The following is a 20,424-nucleotide window of genomic DNA, read 5'->3' on the forward strand; positions in this document are numbered from 1 at the left end:
GCAGGGAGCCGGTGGGAGGATGGGCCGATGCCGACGCACCGTGAACCCTTGGACCGTGAACCGGTGGACCGGGAGCCGATGGATCTGGAGGCGATGGATCTGGAGGCCTACGTCGAACGGACGCGTGGCGGGCCGTGCTTCGTGTGCGCCTTCCTCGCCGGTCACCCCGACTACGCGCACGAGACCCTCTTCGAGGACGAGCAGCACGTGGCCTTCCTCGACCGTTGGCCCACACTCCCCGGCAAGGTTCTGGTGGCCCCCAAGGCGCACATCGAGCACGCCGTGCGCGATCTGGACCCCGCGGCCTACACCCGGCTGATGCTGGTCGTACGGGAGGTCGCGCTCGCCGTCGAGGACGTCTTCGACAGCGAGCGCACCTACCTCTACTCGCTGGGGAGCCGACAGGGCAACGCCCACCTGCACTGGCACATCGCGGCGCTGCCGCCCGGAGTCCCCTACGCCCGACAGCAGTTCCACTCCCTGATGACCGAGAACGGGGTGTTGTCGCCGTCGCCCGCGGAGCGGGCCGCCACGGCGGGGCTCCTGCGCGCGGCCCTCGCCGCGCGCGGAGTCCTCGTACCGCCGCGGTGAGCTCAGGCCTCCACGGCGGCGTGGTGGTGGTCGAGCTCCCAGGCGTGGTGCTTGAACTCGTGGCGGAAGTCGGCGTGGTCCTCCCACTGGCGGGCGATGCCGCGCAACACGTCCCAGTTGTGCTCCACCGACTGGTCGATGACGCGGCGCATGGCCGGCTCGGCGGATTCCCGCTTCTCGATGAGGCCCTTGATGGCGGAGGCCTCCAGGACGGAGTTGCGCAGCGCGCGCAGGGCACGGGAGGTGTCGTCCATGGCGAAGCCGTGTTCGCTGCCGGTCGCCTCGTCGAACAGCGGGGTGAGCCGCGCCTCGATGAATGCGGTGATCCGCTCGAAGTGCTGCACGTCCATCGGGGGCTCCCTCTCCTGCCGGACCGCGTCGCGCATCCGGCGTCTCCACTCGCTTGTGCTGTTCAGGGGGCCATTATCCAGCAGCTCCCGTGATCTGTTTTGATGATCCACCGGGTGCGATCGACTGGGGGTCCGGTGGACGGGAATTCAGGGCTGACGGAACGCTTCGAGGAGCACCGCTCCCATCTGAGAGCGGTGTCCTACCGCATGCTCGGCTCGCTCGCCGAGGCCGAGGACGCCGTCCAGGAGGCCTGGCTGCGCCTCGACCGTTCCGATGTCGGCGAGGTCGAGAACCTCGGCGGCTGGCTGACGACGGTCGTGTCGCGCGTCTGTCTGAACATGCTGCGCTCGCGCGAGTCCCGGCGCGAGGACCCCATGGAGGTGTATCCGGCCGACCCCGCCGTCGACCGGGTGGACACGGTCGACCCCGAACAGGAAGCCCTGCTCGCCGATTCGGTGGGGCTGGCGTTGTTGGTGGTGCTCGACCAGCTGGCGCCTGCCGAGCGGCTCGCGTTCGTGCTGCACGACCTGTTCGCCGTGCCCTTCGACGAGATCGCCCCGATGATCGAGAAGTCCCCGGCGGCGACCCGTCAGCTCGCGAGCCGCGCCCGCCGCCGCGTCAAGGGTGCCCCGTTGGTGCCCGAGGCCGATCTGACCCGTCAGCGCCTCGTCGTGGACGCCTTCCTGGCCGCCACCCGTGGCGGGAACTTCGACGCGCTGGTCACCCTGCTCCACCCCGACGTGGTGCTCCGGGCCGACAAGGCCGTCGTCCCCACCCCCGCCCCGATCCTCCTGCGCGGCGCCGGCACCGTCGCCACGAGCGCGACGGCCGCCATGCAGCGGGCGCGGGCCACGGCGCCGGCCCTGGTCGACGGAGTGGTCGGCCTGGCCATGGCCCCGCTGGGACGGCTGTTCCTGGTACTCCGTTTCACGATCGAGGACGGTCTGATCACCGCGATCGACATCGTGGCGGAACCGGAGCGCCTCGGCGCACTCGAACTCGCCGCGCTCGACGTCTGAGGGCGGACGGCCGCCGCCGGAAGCGGCCGTGGCGATTCCGTGCCGCGGCCGCCTCTTCCGGGCCGCGGCACGGCGCTCACGTACCGGCGCCGTGACCGGCGTCCCGGGCGCGGGCGTCCAGGGCGCGTTCAGGACGGTTCTGAACGATTCAGGGCGCGAGTACGTCCAGTTCCTCCAGCGCGCCCGCGGCGATCCGGCGGGTCAGCTCCTCGGCGCGCGCCGCGTCGCCCTCGCGGACCGCCTCGGCCACCTGGACGTGCAGGGTGACGGCGGCGGGGTCGGGATCGTGGAACATCACCGCGTGTTCGGTGCGGCCGGTCAGGACCTCGGCGACGACGTCCCCGAGGCGGGCGAACATCTCGTTCCCGGAGGCGTTCAGTACCACGCGGTGGAAGGCGATGTCGTGCCGCAGGTAGTCCTCCAGCTGGTGGCCGCGCGAGGTGCGGACCATGCCGAGGGCCGCCTCGGTGAGTTCGGCGCACTGCTCCGGTGTGGCCAGCTTCGCGGCGAGCCCGGCCGCGACCGGCTCGATCGCGGAGCGCAGCACGGTGAGCGACCGCAGCTGCCGGGGCCGGTCGGTGCCGGCCAGGCGCCAGCGGATCACGCGCGGGTCGTAGACGTTCCACTCGTCGGTGGGGCGCACCGTGACGCCGACCCGGCGGCGGGACTCGACCAGGTGCATCGATTCCAGGACCCGGACGACCTCCCGGACGACGGTGCGGGAGGCGTCGAAGCGCTCGGCGATCTCGTCCGTGCGCAGGACGCTGCCGGGTGGGTACTCCCCCGCCGTGATCGCGAGCCCGAGGGTGTCCAGCACGTGGGTGTGGAGTCCCTGCCCCTGTGCAGGACTGCCTTCGGTGGTCATGGCGTAAGCGTACGGTGACGCCTTCCCCGACAAAAGATGTGATGTTTCCGACCTGAGGCTTGAATACGTAGTACTTAATGCGCTTCAGTGGTGCCACACGAACCGATGTCGACGAGGACAGCGAGGTAGGCGTGAGCACCCAGCGCGTCATTGTGGTGATGGGCGTGGCCGGCACGGGCAAGACGACCGTGGGTCAACTGCTCGCCGAGGCACTCGGTGTTCCGTACGCGGAGGGCGACGCCTTCCACCCGGCGGCCAACGTCGCCAAGATGTCGGCCGGCGTGCCGCTGGACGACGTCGACCGCCGGCCCTGGCTGGACGCCATCGGCGAGTGGATCCGCAACAGCGCCGACCGGCGCGGCGGGGTCGTCGCCGCCTCCTCGCTCAAGCGCGCCTACCGCGACCGGCTGCGCGCGGCGGCCCCCGGGGCCGTCTTCGTCCACCTCGCCGGTGATCGCCCGCTGATCGAGCAGCGCATGGCGGCGCGCACGGGCCATTTCATGCCCACCACCCTGCTCGACTCGCAGTTCGCCACGCTGGAGCCGCTCCAGGACGACGAACTCGGCGTCGTCGTCGACGTGTCCGGATCCCCGGAAGACATCACCGAGCGGGCGCTGGCAGCGCTGTGTCGGCTCCCCACACACGAGAACTGAGGAAACGTCACCGTGACCACCGGTCTCAGCGTCGAGACTCTGGCAGCGGCCGCCACCGGACCGATCACCTCGGCCGGGAACGCCCGGCTCGGGACAGCCGTCCTGGCGGGCATAGCCGTCATCGTCCTGCTCATCACCCGCTTCAAGCTGCACGCGTTCCTGGCCCTGACGGTCGGCTCACTGGCCCTCGGTGCTTTCGCGGGCGCGCCGATGGCCAAGACCGTCGCCAGTTTCACCGCCGGACTCGGCGCCACGGTCGCGGGCGTCGGCGTACTGATCGCCCTCGGCGCGATCCTCGGCAAACTGTTGGCGGACTCGGGTGGCGCGGACGAGATCGTGGACACCATCCTCGCCCGGGCCAAGGGCCGGGCCATGCCGTGGGCGATGGTACTGATCGCCTCGGTGATCGGGCTGCCGCTCTTCTTCGAGGTCGGGATCGTGCTGCTGATCCCGGTGGTGCTGCTGGTGGCCAAGCGGGGCAACTACTCCCTGATGCGGATCGGCATCCCGGCGCTGGCCGGGCTGTCGGTGATGCACGGGCTGGTCCCGCCGCACCCCGGACCTCTCGTCGCCGTCGACGCGCTCCACGCGAACCTCGGGATCACCCTCGGGCTCGGGGTGCTCGTGGCGATCCCGACCGTGATCATCGCCGGGCCGCTGTTCTCCCGTTACGCGGCCCGCTGGGTGGACATCCCGGCGCCGGAACGCGTGGCCCTGGCCCGGCCCTCGGCCGAGTCGGCGCATCGGCCCCGGTTCGGGGCCACCGTGTTCACCGTGCTGCTGCCGGTGGCGCTGATGCTCGTCAAGGCTCTCGTCGACATCGTGGTGGACGATCCCGCCGACCCGGTGCAGCGCGTGACGGATGTCGTGGGCTCCCCGATGATCGCACTGCTGACGGCCGTCCTGGTGGGCATGTTCACGCTCGGCCGGGCGGCCGGTTTCACCCGGGCGCGGATCTCGACCACGGTGGAGAAGTCCCTGGCACCGATCGCGGGCATCCTGCTGATCGTGGGCGCCGGCGGTGGCTTCAAGCAGACGCTGATCGATGTCGGCGTGGGGCAGATGATCCTGGACGTGTCCAAGAACTGGGCCGTACCGACCCTGTTGCTGGCCTGGCTGATCGCCGTGGCGATCCGGCTGGCCACCGGCTCGGCGACGGTGGCCACCATCTCCGCGGCGGGCCTGGTGGCACCGCTCGCGGCGGACATGTCCGCCACCGGGACCGCACTGCTGGTCCTGGCCATCGGGGCCGGATCGCTGTTCTTCAGCCACGTCAACGACGCAGGCTTCTGGCTCGTCAAGGAGTACTTCGGGATGACCGTCGGTCAGACCCTGAAGACCTGGTCGGTGATGGAGACCATCATCTCGGTGGTCGGCCTGGGTCTCGTGCTGCTGCTGTCCCTGGTCCTGTAGCGGCTACGCCGCCGGTTCCTTCAGCGGTTCCTTCAGCTGGGCGGCGGCCAGGGCGAGGCCGCCCGCCGCCCTCGCGCAACGGGCCGCTAGCCTGGCGACCTCGGCCCGCAGGGCCTCGTTCTCCGGTCCGCGCCACTGCGGGGCCCCCGCCGCCGTGTGCAGCCGGAACGCGTGCGTGCGCAACGCGGCGGCGTGGCCGCTCAGGCCGCCGTCCGGCGGTCTCGGCGCCGGCCGGGGCGCCCGCTCCGTGACCCGGCGGCGGGCCGGGCCGCGGGTGGGCGCCATCCCCGTCGCTGCAGGTCCTTCGGGCAGGCCCGGGCCGCGGTCGCAGAAGGCCCAGAAGGCGGCGCCGAGTCCGAGGACGGGTTCGGCCGTCTCGGCCCGGCCGGTGGCGACCTGCCAGCCGGCGTGGTCGTTGAAGGGGTTCGCGTCGGTCAGCGCGTCCCAGGCGAGGATGTCGGCGAAGGACGGGGCCAGCAGCGCGAAGGCGTGCTCGGCGCCGCGCTCGCGCATGATGGCGCGGAACAGCCGGACGGCCTCACCCTGGTGGCCCGCTCCGACGGCTCGCAGGACGGCGGCCGCGCCGGGATCGTCGAACAGTTCGGGTCGTTCGGCGCTCGCGGCGCGGATCCGGGCCTTGAGCCCGCAGACCGCGATGCTGATCGCGAGGCTCTCCCGGCCCGCCAGGATGCCGGCGAGCCGGCCGGCCCGGGCCACCCCCCGGCCGCGCGGGGCCCAGCCGAGGCCCGCCGGGTCGGTGAGCGTACGCAGCAGGGTGCGCCAGCCGAGCCGGGTCCGGCCGCCCCGGGCGAGGGCGGCCGCGGGCAGACGGGCGCCGAAGGCCAGGCCGGAGGCATGGCGGGCGGCCTCGCCGACCGCGTCGGCGGCCTCGGCGAGGGCGCGGCACGGGGCGTCGAGCAGGTCGATGTCCGGGGCGGTGGACGCGGAGGTCGCGGCGTCGGGCATGTCATCCTCGTGGGGTTCGGCAGGGTCTCGGGGACGGGCGGGGACGGTCGGGCCGGGTGGAGCGGGATCACACCGGGTCGGGTGCGAACGGGTACGCGACCGGGACGGAAACCGGGTCGGGCGCGGGGTCGTCCTCAGCGGCGGGTGAGCGTGAGCCGGATGCCCTGCGGGTCCAGGGTCGCGGGCAGCGGCCCCACCGGGTCGAGCACGGGCCGGGTGCTCGCCACGCGATGGCCGCGCAGCACCTCGGCGCAGAGCGCGGCGGTGACCATCAGGCCGAGCTGGTCGCCCGGGCAGCGGCCGCCGCCGTGGCTGAAGGGCGCCATCCGGATGTCCTGGTCCGCGCCCGGGTTCTTCCACCGTCCGGGCACGAACACGTGCGCGGCCGGCACTCGTTCGGGGTCGCGCTGGTGGAACGCCGCGGGGACCAGCAGCGAGGTGCCCGCCGGGTAGCGCACGCCCCGCCACTCGGTCTCGGCGCGGGTGACGCGGATCAGGTCGGGCACCACCGGGTACAGCCGCAGGGACTCCCGGACGCAGGCCCGCAGGCGGGGCAGTTCACCCCGGTCCGCGCCGGCGACGGCTTCGCCGGCCGCCTCGGCGGCGGCCAGGTCCTGCTCCGCGGGGTGCGCCCCGAGCAGGAGCAGGGTGCGCAGCAGGGTGTCCGGTACGGCGTCCATGGCCTGCAGCCAGTGCTGGGCCTGGCCGACGGGGTCGAAGGTGCCCGTGGGGTCGGCGTGGCGGGCGGCCCGGCCGACGAGGGTGTCGTCGGCGGCTCGGTCGGCGTATTCCTCGATGCGGGCGCGGGCCTTGTCGTGCACGGAGCGCGCGGCGCGCACCCGGCCGCCGCGCGGGCTCCGGACCTCGGCGCGCAGCTGGGTGAGCCATCCGCTGAGCTCCTCGTCCGCGGTCGCCGCGTCTCCGAGCACGATCCGCCGGGCGGCGCGCTGTACGGCGTACCGGGCGCGGGCGAGATCGAGGGGAGCGGGGGCGGTGCGTGCGCCGTTCGCGCCCTCTGGGGCGGTCAGGTGCCGAGCCTCGTCCGCGAGAGCGGTGAGGAAGGGCCCGCAGGAGGGGTGCACGGGCCGGTCCGAGGCCAACACCTCGGCGCCGACCTGGCGCTGCTCCGCACGGAGGTCGCCTCGGGAGCAGCCGGAGTCGGCGGGCTCCTCGGGGGCCAGGCCCCGGCACTTGTCCGGCGCGGCGGCCGCGAGGAGGCTGACGGGTTCGGCGTAGAAGCGGCGCAGGTCCTGCGGGTCGAGGAGGACGAGGAAGGACCGCCCGGAGCGGGTGCGGACCAGAACGGGCGCGTCACCGCGGCGGGCGCGCAGGGCACGCAGCGCGGCGGCGGAGGTGCGCACGTCGCCGGGGCGCGGCCGGGCGAGGCCGCGGAGCAGGCCGCGGACGCCGGTGAGGGCCGCCCGGGCGGTGGTGCCCCGTACCCGGGCGGGGGGCGGGGCGAGGACCGCGTACCGCGACGATTCCTTGACGGGGGTCCGCCGGCCGGGGGTTTCCGTCCCCGTCCCCGGCCCCGGCATCGCGGGCCCGCGGTCGGCGCGCGGTGCCTCACCGCGAGGTGTCCGGCCGGCGTGCTCGGGGCGACGCCGGGCGGCGAGGGCCCGTACCCGGGCTCGAAGACCGTCGAGGGCGGCCCCTTGGACCGTACGCATCCGTGTACCTCCGCGGCGGGAGCGACAACGCTCGGCGACAACGGCATCACCGTACGTCCCACCTGCGCACTCCGCGCTCCGAGGACCGTGTCAGGGGTCCAGTGCGACCAGCAGCGCCGCGATGTCGAGGCCGGCGGTGAGGTAGGCGGTGAAGGCCTCGTTGTTCAGGGCCCACGGGGAGCGGCCGTGGCGCACCCGGGCGATGGCCTCGGCGGGTGCGAGTCCCCGGTCGACCAGGCACTGGGCGACGACGAGGCCGGAGCGGTTGTAGCCCGAGTGGCAGCGGACGAGGGTGGTGAGGCCCGAGTCGAGGGCGAGTTGCGCGGTGCGCGCGAGGCGCCGGACGGTGTGCAGCTGATCGGCGGTGAGCGGGGCGTCCGGCATCTCCCCCACGACGTGCTCGGCGCGCGGCCCCGGGCCGTGGCCGGTCCGGGTGAACAGGCTGATGACGAGGTCGAACTCGTCCTCCACCACGACCGGCCGCAGCTCACCGGCCTGGTCGGTCAGGGGTGAAGGCGGCCTCGCGGAAGGCGGTACGGGACAGCCCTCGCCCTGCGGTCGGCAGGAGGAGTGCCCAGCGCTGGTGGCGGGGGGAGATCCACAGGGCCGGGCCCGCGTCCTTCGGGGCGTGGTGGGTCCAGACCCCCTGCGGTGCCGGGTCCCAGAGCAGGCCCCGGGCGGGGGTGAGTTCGCCGGTGCGGATCCGGAGGGAGTCGGTGGTCCAGGCGCGGCTGATGCCCGTCGACGCGGCCGGGTCCGCCGGGGCCAGGAGGTGGCACAGGAAGCGGACGAGGTCGGCGAGGGGCGCGCGCAGGGTGCCGTCGGTGCGGCCGGTGCCGGTCATGCCGAGGGGGTGCCAGACCCGGGTGGCCACGAGATCGGTGAGCGGGCTGCCCGAGAGGTGCTCGACGAGGCGCGTGAGGTGGGTGAGGTGGGCGGTACCGCCGGGGTGGGTGAGGAGGTGGTGGGCGGTGGTCCCCGCGGGGGTCCCCTCGGCCGCCGGCTCCCCGTAGGCGGCGAGTGGCGTGTGCAGGCTCAGCGCGCCGTCGTCGACGAGGCTGCCGAAGGCCGGCCAGAGCATGAGGACGGCGGCGAGGCCGTCCACGTCGAAGGCGGTGTCGGCCGGGTGCTCGCCGTCCGAGCCCGCGTACGGGCCCTCGGGGCAGCCGACGGCCCACACCGCCCCGGGGTCGGTGGACTCCACGAGGGCCCGGACTGCGGTGGCCTGGTCGCACAGGGGCATCATGGTGGCCCACGTTAACGAGCCGGGCGCCGCCCCGGTGGCAGGTCGCCGCGAGGTGCGGGCCGCCGCCACCCGAATGCCCGCGCGGCGGGAAGGGGCGCAAGGAGCGGGAAGGGGCGGGGCGCCCTCGGGCACCCCGCCCCCGCCTTCTACCGGACTAGCTCTTGTCCGGGCGGTCGGTCACCCGCAGGGTGTTCAGCAGGGGCTTGCCGAATCCGCTGTGCGTGACGAAGCGGACGTTGAGGACCCCGTCCGTGACCGTGACCGTGTACGTGCGGGTCAAGGCCTTGTAGGTGCCCGCCTCCAGGGAGATGTCCAGGGAGGGCAGGACCTGCGTGCCCTCGGCCAGGACGTCGAAGACGCGCTTGTTCGGCTTGGTGGAGGAGAGCTCCGCGAAGCCCAGCTCCACCGTGTAGGTACCGTTCGGCACGTTGTCGAAGCGGTACTCGTACATGCCTTCACGGGCGTTGCGGAACAGCCGCTGGTCGTCCGTGCCGGCGATGGTGCGGCCGGTGGCCTCGACGGTGCTGTTGCCCTGGTAGCCGTAGGAGCCGGGGGCGTACTTGCGGTCCGGGGACCAGGCGTCACCCAGGCTGTCCGTGCTCGTGTAGCCGGATCCCGCGTCCAGGCCGACCTGGTAGCGGGGGACGACGACCTTGACCGGGACGGAGAGGACCGGGCTCCGGCCGCTCGCCGAGCCGATCTTCAGGTCGGTGGTGAGGACCGCGCCCGGGGTCAGCCCGGTGGTGTCGACCGACAGGGTGACCGGGACCTTCGCGCCGGTCGCGAGGTCTCCGGTCGCCGGGGTGGCGGTCAACCAGGTCGCGTCCTCGGACACCGTGAACGCCGTGCCGAGGCCCGGGTTGGTCAGGTCCAGGGTCCGTGTCCGCTGCTGGTTCGCGGGGAGCACGACCTCGACCGACGGCTTGGAGGCCGTCACCTTTCCGGTGCGCAGGGACTGGGTGACGGCCGTGACGTCGGCGGCCTTCACGTTCACGGTCGCCGTGGCGGACTCGTACTGGGGCGCCGCCAGCGAGACGGGGAGCGCGCCGGACGGGCTCTGGACGACGTATCCGCCGTCCGCCGCCGTGGTGGCGGAGACCGCCGCGTCACCGGTGCCGACGGTCACCGTGGCGCCGGCGACGCCGTTGCCGTCGTTGGCGTCGAGCACCCGGCCCGCCACCACGCCGCTCTTGGTGGTCCGGAAGGCGATGGACAGGCCGTCCGTGATGACCGCGGTGTTGAAGGAGTACTTGAAGGCGTCGGTGCCGGTCGCGTTCTCCACACCGACCGTGGCCGTGGAGCCGCCCTTGATGCCGGTGCCGCCGGTCCCCTTGTAGGAGTAGGAGACGGTGCCGTCCTCGCCGATGGTGGCCGAGAAGGAGAACTTGTCGGCCTGCGCCGACCAGTGGGACACCTGGCGCCACTCGATCACGTAGCTGCGGTGCGGGGCGGTGCCGGTGACCGCGGTGAAGACGCCGGAGCCGCTGCCGGGGGCGCCGACGACGAGGTCGTCCCAGAACGGGTACAGGGCCGCGTTGGGCGTGGCCGTGCTCGGGAGGTCCCCGTTGATGTCGCCGGTGTTGTTGCCGCCGAAGCTGACGGTGCCGTTGGTGCCGATCCAGGCCTGGCCGTACGTCTTGCCGTACAGGGGCAGCGGGAAGGGCAGGTCGACGCGCTCGGTGGTGTTGTCACCGGTGAGGGCGAGCTGGCGGGTGCCCTCGACGTACGGGCGGTCACCTGCGGCGGCGCAGGCGTAGCCGTAGCCGTCGGTGCGTTCGGGCAGGTTCACCGCGACGGTGGCGTCGCCGGCCACGGTCACCTTGGCCGTGCCGCCGGTGACGCAGCGGGAGGCGTGGGTGGCGTTCACGTCGTACGTGCCGTGCGGCAGGGTGACCTCGAAGCGGCCCTGGGCGTCGGTCGTCGCGGTCACCGGGGTGTCCGCGACGGTGACGGAGGCGCCCGCGGCGGGGCCGGCGGCCGAGGAGACGGTGCCGGTGAGCTTGCCGGAGGCCGCCTGGGTGAGGGTGAAGTCACCGGTGGCCGTGGCGTTCTCGGTGACCGTGGCGGTCGCGGTCTGCTGCCCGTAGCCGAACTTGGCAGCGGTCAGGGTGTAGTCGCCGACCGAGAGGGAGGTGAAGCGGTAGGTGCCGTCGGCCGCGGTGGTGGTCGTGCGGTCGATCGGGCCGTCGGCGGTGATCTTCACGCCCGCGACGGGCTGGTCGCCGGCGCGTACGGTTCCGCCGAGCGAGCCGATGGCGCCGCGCGGGGCGGCGTTCACGGCGGCCAGGACGTCGAGGCGACCCTCGCCGAAGACGTTGTTGTCGGCGGCGTTGCCCCCGCACTGGCTGCTGTCGGTGTCCAGGGCGGTGCCGTCCAGGAGCGACTCGGTCTGCGCGACGTCGCCCTCCAGGGCGGGCGCGGCGGACCAGAGGAGGGCGACCGCGGCCGCCGTGTGCGGCGAGGCCATCGAGGTGCCGGAGAAGGCCTCGTACCCGCCGCCGGGGACGGAGGAGCGCACGTTCACGCCGGGTGCGGCGATGTTCGGCTTGACGATGCCGCCGGGGCCGGCGCCGCGCGAGGAGAACGACGCGATCGCGTTGTTGATGTCGAAGGCGCCGGAGCTGTAGGAGCTGGAATAGTCGCCGGGCGAGCCGGCGGTGTTGCAGCTCGGGCCGGAGTTCCCGTTGGAGAAGGCCGGGAAGATGCCGGCGGCCCGCCAGGTGTCGACGATCTGCTGGTACCAGGTGTCGCCGCCGCCACCGCCCCAGGAGTTGTTGACGATGTGCGGGGCGAGGTCGGGGCGCGGGTTCTGCCCGTTGAGGTCGGTCGGGGCGACGATCCACTGGCCCGAGGCGAGGAGGGAGGCCTCGGAGCAGGAGTTCGACTCGCAGCCCTTGGCCGCGATCCACTTGGCGCCGGGGGCCACGCCGATCTTGTTGGCACCGCCGTCGTCGCCGACCATCGTGCCCATGGTGTGGGTGCCGTGGTCGTTGTTGTCGCAGGGGGCCGCGGTGGTGCACACGCCCGCCGGGTCGAACCAGTTGTAGGCGTGGTCGTAGGTGCCGTCCGCCTTCTTGCCGCGGTACTGGTTGTTCACGGCCGGGTGGGTGTGGTCGACGCCGCTGTCGATGTTGGCGACGACGATGCCCTCGCCGCGCACCCCGACCTGGTCCCAGACCTGCGGGGCCTTGATCCGGTCGATGTTCCACTCGACGGCGTCGGCGACGGCCTTCTCCCGCTTGCCCTCGGTGGGCTTGGGGAGGGCGACCTTGTCGTCGGCGTCGATCCGGGCGACCTCGGGGCGCTGGGCGAGGCTGCCGGCGAGCTTCTCGCTGCCGACGACGCGTACGGCGTTGACGATCCAGTACGAGGTGTAGTCGGCTCCGGCGTTCTGCAGGGCCTTGACGACATCGGCCTGGCTGCGCGCGGCGTGGTCCTTCTTGATCCGCAGAACCGTTTCTGCCTTGGCGGCGCGGGTCTGCTGTTTCCCCGCGGCGGTGAGGTCGGCGGCGCTGTCGAGATAGACCCAGAAGGCGGCCTTGGCGGACCCGTCGAGCTGGGCGCGAAGCTTGGGTTCGATCTTGCGCTCGGCCGCTGTCAGGGCGGCGGGACCGGGGTCCTGCGCGGCTGCGGCGACGCCCGCGCCGATCGGCAGGAGCAGGACCGAGGTGAGAGCGGCGAGCGCCGTACGTAAGGACCGCGCGGGCCGTGATGACCTTGTGGGTCGTAAGGCTCGTGAGGACCGGTTGTCGCGTTGGGCCACGTGTTGTCTCCTCGTACGCCGTGTGCGGGTTGTGCGGGAAGGGTGCGCGTGACGTGCGCGGGTCATGGTGATCGAGAGGTCATGTCCATTACAAGGGGGGCTTTTCGGCCGTCCTCCGGTGGGCCCCGGTGGCCCGCACCGGCCGGGCGGGCCAGCCTGAAGACATGACTGCGCCCGCCGAGCCGTCCGGAGCCGGTGTCCCGATCGCGTCCGCACGCGGCCGGTGGATCCTGCTGACCACCGTGCTCGGGTCGACCATGGCCATGCTGGACGGGACCGTGGTGAACGTGGCGCTGCCGCGCATCGGGGAGGATCTCGACGCCGATCTGGCCGTGCTCCAGTGGACGGTGAACGCCTACCTGCTGACCCTGGCCGGGCTGATCCTCGTCGGCGGATCGCTGAGCGACCGCTTCGGGCGGCGGCGGATCTTCGTGCTCGGCGTGGTGTGGTTCGCGGTCGGCTCGCTGCTGTGCGGCATCGCGCCGAACGCCGGGGTACTGATCGCGGCCCGCGCCTTGCAGGGCATCGGCGGGGCGTTGCTGGCGCCCGGTTCGCTGGCCCTGATCCAGGCGTCCATCCGCGCCGACGACCGGGGGCGGGCGATCGGCCTGTGGTCGGGGCTCGGCGGGGTGGGCGCGGCCGTGGGGCCGTTCCTCGGCGGCTGGCTGGTGGACGGGCCGGGCTGGCGGTGGGTGTTCCTGCTGAACGTGCCGCTGGCCGCGGTGTGCGTGCCGGTCGCCCTGCGGCACGTACCGGAATCGCGGGACCACCAGGCGCACGGGCGGTTCGACGTGGCGGGGGCCGCGCTCGGCGCGAGCGCCCTGGGGCTGGTCACCTACGCGCTGATCGAGGCCCGGTCGGGCGCGCCGGCGGTGATCGTCGCCGCGGTGCTCGGAGTCCTGCTGGGCATCGCCTTCGTCGCCGTGGAGCGGCGGCGGGCCGATCCGATGGTGCCGCCGGACATCTTCGCGTCCCGGCTGTTCACCGCCGTCAACCTCGTCACCCTGTGCGTGTACGCGGCGATCGGCGGGTTCTTCTTCCTCGTCGTGCTCCAGCTCCAGGTGGTGTCCGGCTACTCGGCGCTGGCCGCCGGGGCCGCGATGCTGCCGACGACCCTCCTCATGCTCCTGCTGTCGGCGCGCTCGGGTGAGCTCGGGGAGCGGATCGGGCCGCGCGTCCCGCTCACGGTGGGGCCGCTGCTGTGTGCTGCCGGGACGCTGCTGATGCTGCGGGTGGGGCCCGCCGCCTCGTACGTACGGGACGTGCTGCCGGCGATGGTCGTCATGGGCATGGGCCTCGTGGCCCTGGTGGCCCCGCTGACGTCGACCGTGCTCGCCTCGGTGCATCCCGGCCGGGCGGGCCTGGCCAGCGGCATCAACAACGCGGCGGCGCGCGTCGCCGGGCTGCTCGCGGTGGCTGCCCTGCCGTTGCTGTCCGGGATGGGGCCGGAGGCGTACCGCTCGGCGACCCAGTTCGACGCCGCTTTCGGGCGGGCCATGCTCTGGTGCACCGGGGCGTTCGTGGCCGGCGCCGCCCTGGCCTGGGCGACCGTACGCTCCCCCGCCCCCGAGGCGTGCCACCCCCAGTGCCATACGTACTGCGCGGTGTCGGCCCCGCCGCTCGAACCCCGTGAGGAGCGCGGCTGATCCCGTGTGCTGGAGCGCGACGGCCGATCTGGTGGCGGGGACGGTGATCTCGGCCGCCGGATCGTGTGCCTGGCCCGGGTGCGGCGGGCCCGGGACCTGCCCGTCGCCGCGCTGCCGTTGCTGCTGGCGCGCACCAGCTGGTGGAGGCCGCGGTCTGGGACACGGGCGGCGGCTGCTCCCCGGCCGCCACCGCCTGGGCGGTGATCGCCCTGCCGCTACTGGCGGTCTGGGTGCCGGTCGGGGTCCTGCTGGCGGCCTCGCCCGGGGCCCCGCGCCGGCTGTGGGGGCCACTGGCGGCGGGGCCGGCCACCGCCGGAGTGCTCGCGTACTGCCTCGCGACGCGGCCGGTGACCGCCGAGATCCGGGGCCACGTCATCGGCTACGGCGTGAATGTTCCGTGGATGCCGCTGGTACTGACGGGCTACCTCTTCGCCACCCTGGGCGCCCTGCTGCTCGGCGGTGACCGGCGGCTGCGGACCCTCGGCGCGGTGTTGACGGCGGGCGCGCCGGCCTGCTCAGCGCTGTGGCGGCTGGAATTCGCCTCCACCTGGTGCGCTTTCGCAGCCGTCGCGTCCCTTCTGCTCCTGGGCTGGGTACGGCGCCCGCGCGATGCTCCCCCTGTCACGTGATCGACCGAAAGTTACCTACACGTATGTAGTGACTTCACACGCGGGCGGCAGTAGAACTCGTTCCCATTCTGTCATCGAGTGAGGAACGTCACATGAGCGAAAAACCGCTGCCCAGGAAGAGTTCCAACGGGATCTCCCGTCGGGGATTTCTCGGTAGAACAGGTTCTGTTATCGGGGCGGTGGCCCTGGCCGGTCACCTCGCCCCGGCGCACGCGGCCGCGGCCGCCCCGCCCGGCCCGATCCCCGACGGCGCCCAGGTACCGGCCCTCGTCATCGGCACCGGTTACGGCGGATCGGTGGCGGCCCTGCGGCTGGCACAGGCGGGGGTGGACGTGCAGATGATCGAGATGGGCATGTCCTGGGACACCCCGGGCTCCGACGGCAAGATCTTCCCGAAGGTGACCACCCCGGACTACCGGTCCTTCTGGCTGCGCACCCGGACCAAGGCGCCGCTGAGCAACTTCCTCGGCTTCCCGATCGACAAGGACGTCCCCAAGTACACCGGGATCCTGGACGCGGAGGACTTCGCGGGCATCACGGTCTACCAGGGCCGCGGCGTGGGCGGCGGCTCGCTGGTCAACGGCGGTATGGCGGTCACGCCCAAGCGGGCCAACTTCGCCGCCGTCCTCCCCTCGGTGGACGCCGACGAGATGTACGACACCTACTACCCGAGGGCCAACGCCGGGCTCGGGGTCGGCATGATCGACCCGGCCTGGTTCGACACCGCCGACTGCTACCAGTTCTCCCGGGTCGGCCGCAAGCACGCCCAGCGCTCCGGCTTCGCCTGGACCTTCGTGCCCGACGTGTACGACTGGGACTACATGAAGCGGGAGGCCGCCGGCACCGCCACCAAGTCGGCCCTGGCCGGCGAGATCCTCTACGGGAACAACCACGGCAAGAAATCGCTGGTGCAGACGTACCTCGCCCAGGCGAAGGCCACGGGCCGGGTCGCCATCTCGCCGCTGCACAAGGTCACCTCGGTCTCCCCCGCGGCGGGGGGCGGCTACACGGTCACCATCGACCAGATCAACACCACCGGCGACACCGTGGCCACCAAGACCGTGACCGCGAACCGCGTCTTCTTCGCGGCCGGCAGCGTCGGCACCAGCAAGCTCCTGGTCAAGTTGAAGGCCACGGGCGCGCTGGCGAACCTCAACGGCGAGGTCGGCAAGGGCTGGGGCGAGAACGGGAACGTCATGTGCGGCCGCGCCAACCACATGTGGGACCCGACCGGCAAGCTCCAGTCGACCATCCCCTGCTCCGGCATCGACAACTGGGACGCGGGCGGCGCCTTCGCCGAGGTGGCACCGCTGCCCACCGGCATCGAGACGTACGCCTCGTTCTACCTCTCGATCACCAAGAACCCGAACCGCGCCGAGTTCACCTGGAACGCGGCCGCGGGCAAGGCCGAGCTGAGCTGGCAGACCGCCTGGAAGGCGCCGTCCATCTCCATGGCCAAGACCATCTTCGACAAGATCAACTCGAAGGAGGGGACGATCTACCGGACCGACCTGTTCGGTCTCAACAAGATCTGGAACGACACCCTCACCTACCACCCGCTGGGCGGGGCGGTCCTGAACAAGGCCACCGACAACTACGGTCGGCTGCACGGCTACACCGGCCTGTACGTGATCGACGGCGCGCTCATCCCCGGCAACGCGAGCGTGAATCCCTTCGTCACCATCACGGCGCTCGCCGAACGCAACATAGAGAAGATCATCGCCACCGACCTCCCGTAGGGCCGCGTCCTCCCCCCAGCGGCCGGGGCCGTTCGGATTCACCGAACGGCCCCTTCTCCTTGTGTGCCACGCCCCGTGCGCCTCGCTCGCACCCCGTGCCGCGGGCCGGCGCTCGGCTCAGTGCCCCGGCAGCGCGCAGACGCTGTCCAGGCCGAGCACGTGGTTGAGCCGGCCGAAGGCCAGCCAGGACCCGATGCTCATCGTCAGCTCCACGATCTCCAGCTGGCTGTAGTGCGCGGTCATCCGGTCCCAGAACTCCTCGTCGAGCCCGTGGTGGTCGAGGGTGTACCGCTCGGCGTACTCCGCCGCGAGCCGGGTGCGCTCGTCGAACGCGTCGGTCGTACGCCACTCGGTGACGGCGTCGGAGAACTCCTCCTCGACCTTCTCCCCCTCCCGCTCGGTACGCCAGTCCAGGCAGAAGACGCACCCGTTGATCTGCGCCACACGCAGCCGGGCCGCCTCGAACTCGCGCAGGCCCAGGGTGGTGTGGGCGTACACCGACAGGGAGAAGTTGGCGGCGGCCATGCCGATGCCGGGGACCATGTCGCCCCACACGTACTCGATCGGGTGCTGGCCTTCGGGGATGTCGATCCTCATGACTTCGTCCTTCCGAGTCTGCCGATGGCGGGGCGCAGGGGGATGTCGAGGGCGTCGTAGAGGCCCGGTTCCGCCTCGACGAGCCAGTCGATGGCGCCGACCAGGCGGCCGACGGCGGTGGCGTTGCCGCCCGCCGAGCGGTTCTCGCCCTCGTCGGTGGCCTCGATGGTGACCTCGATGCGCGGGCGGCCCTCGATGACGACCCGGTGGGCGCCGTCGCCGCCGTCGGGCGGCATGGGCCAGTCCGGTGCGCACGAGGCGTGGATGCGGGTGACGTGCTCGATGACGATGCGGGGCTCGCCCCCGACGATGCCCTGCACCTCGAAGCGGATCGCGCCCTGGGTGCCGGCCTCGAACGTGCCCATGGTCCGGGTGGTCACCGTGGTGTCGAGCGCGCGGCGCTCCGAGGTCTCGCGGATCTCGTCGAGTTCGACCCCGAGCGCGCGGGCCATCATCCGTATCTGACCGCCCCACACCATGGTGGGGATCGAGGGCATCAGCATCATGGGCTCGTGGTCCATGGGCCGGCCCATGCCCACGAGGTCGCGGACGGAGTCCGGCTGATCGTAGGTGGAGTAGTCGAAGATCTCCTGGCAGCGGATGACGTCGACGGTGGTGCCGAGGCCGCTGAGCAGGAGCGGGAGGACGTCGTTGCCCCACCCGGGGTCGACGCCGGAGGCGAAGAGCGAGCCGCCGCCCTCCGCGACGGCGGCGAGCACCGGGTCGCGGAATTCGGGCGGGGCGTTGCGGTGGTCGTAGAGCGGGTAGAGGGCGGGACTGACGACGACCGCGCCCGACCGGACGGCCCGGGTGATGTCGGCGAGTGCCTCGTCGGGCCGGATGTCTCCGGACGCGGCGTACACCACGGCCCGGGGGCGGGCGGCGAGGACGGCTTGGATGTCGTCGGTGGCCTCGACCCCCGTCAGGCGGTCGAGTTGGCCGAGTTCACCGGCGTCGCGGCCGACCTTGGCCGGATTGTGGACGATGACTGCGCAGAGTTGGAGCGCGGGATGGGCCTCGACGGCGCGGATCGCCAGACGGCCCACGTTGCCGGTACCCCAGACAACCGTGGAAATCATGCGCGGAGGGTAGCCACAGCGCCTTGACGTTGCCAGAGTCGCGCGGCCCGAACTCGTCTTCCGGGGTGGGTTACTGGTTCTGGCCACCCAGGACGAAGAGGAGGTAGACGAAGAAGGCGAAGAGGTGGCCGACGAAGAGGTAGGCGATGAGTCGGATGATCAGGCCGCGCGGGAACTTGGACTCGAAGCGGGCCCGTATGGTCCGGGGCGCCGGTGCGGGGGTGGTCGCGCTCGACGGGGTGGTCGGATGCGACGTCGCGGTCGGGTCCGCGGGCTGCTGGGCTTGGGACATGGGGACGACTCCTCGGCTATCGGTGGTGCGTGGTCGTGTGTGTGGTGGTGCCGCCGAGGCACAGCCCGGCCAGGCTGCTCTGCAGCAGGGTGTGGACGAAGAGCAGATCGGCCCCGCCCGTCGAGGCCGCGCCGATCCGGTGCGGGGTGAGCGAGTCGAAGTGCGCGCTGTCCCCCGGCTCCAGCAGGTACTCGGTCTCGCCCAGGTGCAGCCGTAGCCGCCCTTCCAGGACGTACAACCACTCCTCGCCGGGATGTACGCGGACCAGCTCGCCCTGGCTGCGGCCCCGGGGGCCCCTCCCGGCGGTGGCCGGGTGAGGGACGTGCACGCGCAGCGCCTGCATCCCCCGCCCGGAGCCGCCCGCCTGCCAGTACGTCCAGCCGTCGGCCTCGCGGGCGCCCGGACCGCCGGCCCGTACGATGGGATCCGCGACGGCGGGGGTCTCGCCGAGCAGCTCGGAGACGGTCGTACCGTAGGTGCGGGCGAGTCCGAGCAGGAGCGGCAGCGAGGGCTGGCGCCGACCGGTCTCCAGGCGGGACAGGTGGGCGGGCGAGAGCCGGGCCCGCGCGGCGGCGGCCTCCAGGGTGAGTCCGGCGCGGCGGCGCAGCTCGCGCAGCTGCGGTGCCACGGCGGGGAGCTCGTCCGCCGCCTCGTCGGTACCGGCCGCGCCTTCGGGGCCGGTGTCGGGTCCGGGTGTCATACCCCGATTGAGCCAGATTCTTGCCTACCTGGCAAACCTCCTTGCCTCTCAGGCAAAGCGCTGCGGCGTGGCGCCGCCTTCACCTGTTCGGGGGCGCGATCACGGGCGAACGCGTGACCACGGTTGCGCCCCTCCCCCGGCGGTACAGGCTGGGAGGCATCGCACCAGGTGACCTACGGCGAGGGACGATGATCGTATCGATGATGTCCATGCCGGAGGGCACCCTGACGCGCGGCCCTGTCGCGCAGGCCCGCGAGAGCCTCGCCGTGTCCCGCTTCCTGTTCGTGGACGTGGAACTGCCCGAGGCGGCCTCGCCCGACGAACAGCCGATCGCCCAGCTGCTCGGCCTGAAGGCCGAGGACGTGGCGTGGCTCGGGCGCAAGGAGAAGTCCGCCCGGGTGGAGATCTTCGGCGACAGCGCCGCGTTCGTCGTGCCCGCGGTCGACGGGGACCGGGTCGTCCATGTCCACGCCCTGGTGACCGAGCGGTACCTCGTCACGGTGCACCGGGGACCCGCCGCCCTGATCGGGAACCTCACCGCCCGGTTCCCGGTCGAGAACCCCGCGGATTCCGTGGCCATGCTGTTCCTGCTGCTGGACGGGGCCATGGAGACCTACCGCCGGGCAGCCGTGCAGGCCCTGTTGGAGGTGGAGGACCTGGAGGACGCCATGTTCCGCCGCCGCGAGCCCGAGCAGCTCTACCGCCTGGCCCGGCTGCGGCGCACCGCCGCCCTGCTGCACCACACCCTCCTCCCCTACCACCGGGTGGCGGAGGAGAGCGTCACGCGCCGGGTGATGAACCGGGGCTTCCACGAGGAACGCCGGCAGCTCGTACGCGAGTACCGGCGTACCGCGTCTCTGGTGCTCTCCGACATCGAGTCCCTCCAGGAGACCGCCCGGCGGGCCTTCGGCAGCTACTCCTCCTTGGTGTCGGGCGACCAGAACGGCGTGATCAACCGCCTCGCCGTGGTGTCCACCATCTTCCTGCCGCTGACCTTCCTCACGGGGTTCTTCGGCATGAACTTCGCCTACCTGACGGACGAGCTGGAGAGCAGTGCCGTCTTCTGGCTGCTCGCCGTGGGCCTGCAGGTGCTCTTCCTCCTCGCGGCCCTCTACGTGCTCCACCGCACCCGGCTCTGGCGCAGGCTGCGCGAGGACGACGGCGACCCCGACGACGAGTAGGACGGGCAGGACACCCCGGTCGAT

Annotated in this window: 19 protein-coding genes; 8 read left to right on the top strand and 11 right to left on the bottom strand. The window is 72.6% G+C overall.

Features of this window, described 5'->3' with window-relative positions; genetic code table 11:
* Positions 1 to 27 precede the first annotated feature (27 nt).
* The gene (locus ACWG52_RS01785) at positions 28 to 591 is read left to right on the top strand and encodes an HIT family protein (RefSeq protein ID WP_389802439.1); all 564 of its coding nucleotides are present in this window, start codon (positions 28 to 30) and stop codon (positions 589 to 591) included.
* Between the two features lie 2 nt (positions 592 to 593).
* Here the strand turns inward: ACWG52_RS01785 and ACWG52_RS01790 are convergent, their stop codons facing one another.
* A complete protein-coding gene (locus ACWG52_RS01790; protein WP_389802436.1) occupies positions 594 to 941 on the bottom strand; it encodes a hypothetical protein in 348 nt (115 codons plus the stop codon).
* Between the two features lie 207 nt (positions 942 to 1,148).
* Here ACWG52_RS01790 and ACWG52_RS01795 point away from each other — a divergent pair, with 207 nt between their 5' ends.
* Positions 1,149 to 1,961 (top strand): sigma-70 family RNA polymerase sigma factor, encoded by an 813-nt coding sequence (locus ACWG52_RS01795; RefSeq protein ID WP_389803312.1) that lies wholly within the window; start codon positions 1,149 to 1,151, stop codon positions 1,959 to 1,961.
* 148 nt (positions 1,962 to 2,109) lie between these two features.
* Here ACWG52_RS01795 and ACWG52_RS01800 read toward each other — a convergent pair whose 3' ends face one another.
* Positions 2,110 to 2,826, bottom strand: coding sequence for a FadR/GntR family transcriptional regulator (locus ACWG52_RS01800; protein WP_390138914.1), 717 nt, complete (start codon positions 2,824 to 2,826; stop codon positions 2,110 to 2,112).
* A gap of 131 nt (positions 2,827 to 2,957) precedes the next feature.
* Between ACWG52_RS01800 and ACWG52_RS01805 the strand changes: the two genes are divergently transcribed.
* Together ACWG52_RS01805 and ACWG52_RS01810 are read left to right on the top strand one after the other, a co-directional pair.
* Complete coding sequence (locus ACWG52_RS01805; protein ID WP_390165916.1) at positions 2,958 to 3,479, top strand: gluconokinase; 522 nt, start codon at positions 2,958 to 2,960, stop codon at positions 3,477 to 3,479.
* A gap of 12 nt (positions 3,480 to 3,491) precedes the next feature.
* On the top strand, positions 3,492 to 4,892 hold the full coding sequence (locus tag ACWG52_RS01810) for a GntT/GntP/DsdX family permease (protein ID WP_390165914.1): 1,401 nt from the start codon (positions 3,492 to 3,494) through the stop codon (positions 4,890 to 4,892).
* Positions 4,893 to 4,895: 3 nt separating this feature from the next.
* Here the strand turns inward: ACWG52_RS01810 and ACWG52_RS01815 are convergent, their stop codons facing one another.
* The 5 genes from ACWG52_RS01815 to ACWG52_RS01835 form a co-directional block, all read right to left on the bottom strand.
* On the bottom strand, positions 4,896 to 5,858 hold the full coding sequence (locus ACWG52_RS01815; protein WP_389802424.1) for a hypothetical protein: 963 nt from the start codon (positions 5,856 to 5,858) through the stop codon (positions 4,896 to 4,898).
* A 134-nt stretch (positions 5,859 to 5,992) separates the two neighbouring features.
* Positions 5,993 to 7,528 carry a cytochrome P450 gene (locus ACWG52_RS01820; RefSeq protein ID WP_390138908.1) on the bottom strand — a complete coding sequence of 512 codons (1,536 nt, stop codon included), beginning with the start codon at positions 7,526 to 7,528 and terminating at the stop codon, positions 5,993 to 5,995.
* A 90-nt stretch (positions 7,529 to 7,618) separates the two neighbouring features.
* A complete protein-coding gene (locus tag ACWG52_RS01825; protein WP_453127592.1) occupies positions 7,619 to 8,002 on the bottom strand; it encodes a protein-tyrosine phosphatase family protein in 384 nt (127 codons plus the stop codon).
* A 13-nt stretch (positions 8,003 to 8,015) separates the two neighbouring features.
* Complete coding sequence (locus ACWG52_RS01830) at positions 8,016 to 8,774, bottom strand: hypothetical protein (RefSeq protein ID WP_453127594.1); 759 nt, start codon at positions 8,772 to 8,774, stop codon at positions 8,016 to 8,018.
* 154 nt (positions 8,775 to 8,928) lie between these two features.
* Positions 8,929 to 12,537 carry a S8 family serine peptidase gene (locus ACWG52_RS01835; RefSeq protein ID WP_453127596.1) on the bottom strand — a complete coding sequence of 1,203 codons (3,609 nt, stop codon included), beginning with the start codon at positions 12,535 to 12,537 and terminating at the stop codon, positions 8,929 to 8,931.
* 164 nt (positions 12,538 to 12,701) lie between these two features.
* On the opposite strand from ACWG52_RS01835, the gene ACWG52_RS01840 reads away from it, so the two are divergent.
* The 3 genes from ACWG52_RS01840 to ACWG52_RS01850 all read left to right on the top strand — a co-directional run bounded on the left by ACWG52_RS01840 (position 12,702) and on the right by ACWG52_RS01850 (position 16,551).
* Positions 12,702 to 14,183, top strand: coding sequence for an MFS transporter (locus ACWG52_RS01840; protein ID WP_453127597.1), 1,482 nt, complete (start codon positions 12,702 to 12,704; stop codon positions 14,181 to 14,183).
* 140 nt (positions 14,184 to 14,323) lie between these two features.
* The gene (locus tag ACWG52_RS01845; RefSeq protein ID WP_389802407.1) at positions 14,324 to 14,812 is read left to right on the top strand and encodes a DUF6629 family protein; all 489 of its coding nucleotides are present in this window, start codon (positions 14,324 to 14,326) and stop codon (positions 14,810 to 14,812) included.
* A gap of 92 nt (positions 14,813 to 14,904) precedes the next feature.
* Positions 14,905 to 16,551, top strand: coding sequence for a GMC oxidoreductase (locus ACWG52_RS01850; RefSeq protein WP_389802404.1), 1,647 nt, complete (start codon positions 14,905 to 14,907; stop codon positions 16,549 to 16,551).
* A 117-nt stretch (positions 16,552 to 16,668) separates the two neighbouring features.
* Here the strand turns inward: ACWG52_RS01850 and ACWG52_RS01855 are convergent, their stop codons facing one another.
* From ACWG52_RS01855 to ACWG52_RS01870, 4 genes are all read right to left on the bottom strand, one after another.
* A complete protein-coding gene (locus ACWG52_RS01855) occupies positions 16,669 to 17,148 on the bottom strand; it encodes a carboxymuconolactone decarboxylase family protein (protein ID WP_030717911.1) in 480 nt (159 codons plus the stop codon).
* Positions 17,145 to 18,227 carry an NAD(P)H-dependent amine dehydrogenase family protein gene (locus ACWG52_RS01860; protein WP_390138903.1) on the bottom strand — a complete coding sequence of 361 codons (1,083 nt, stop codon included), beginning with the start codon at positions 18,225 to 18,227 and terminating at the stop codon, positions 17,145 to 17,147. Before ACWG52_RS01860 ends, ACWG52_RS01855 begins: the two co-directional genes overlap by 4 nt.
* Before the next feature lie 70 nt (positions 18,228 to 18,297).
* Entirely contained in the window at positions 18,298 to 18,519 is a 222-nt protein-coding gene (locus ACWG52_RS01865) for a DUF6126 family protein (RefSeq protein ID WP_390138901.1), read from the bottom strand.
* 16 nt (positions 18,520 to 18,535) lie between these two features.
* Entirely contained in the window at positions 18,536 to 19,219 is a 684-nt protein-coding gene (locus ACWG52_RS01870; protein ID WP_453127599.1) for a helix-turn-helix domain-containing protein, read from the bottom strand.
* Positions 19,220 to 19,419: 200 nt separating this feature from the next.
* On the opposite strand from ACWG52_RS01870, the gene ACWG52_RS01875 reads away from it, so the two are divergent.
* Positions 19,420 to 20,400, top strand: coding sequence for a magnesium transporter CorA family protein (locus tag ACWG52_RS01875; RefSeq protein WP_453127601.1), 981 nt, complete (start codon positions 19,420 to 19,422; stop codon positions 20,398 to 20,400).
* The last annotated feature ends 24 nt before the right edge of the window (positions 20,401 to 20,424 follow it).

This window comes from Streptomyces sp. CLCI03 (assembly GCF_053615355.1).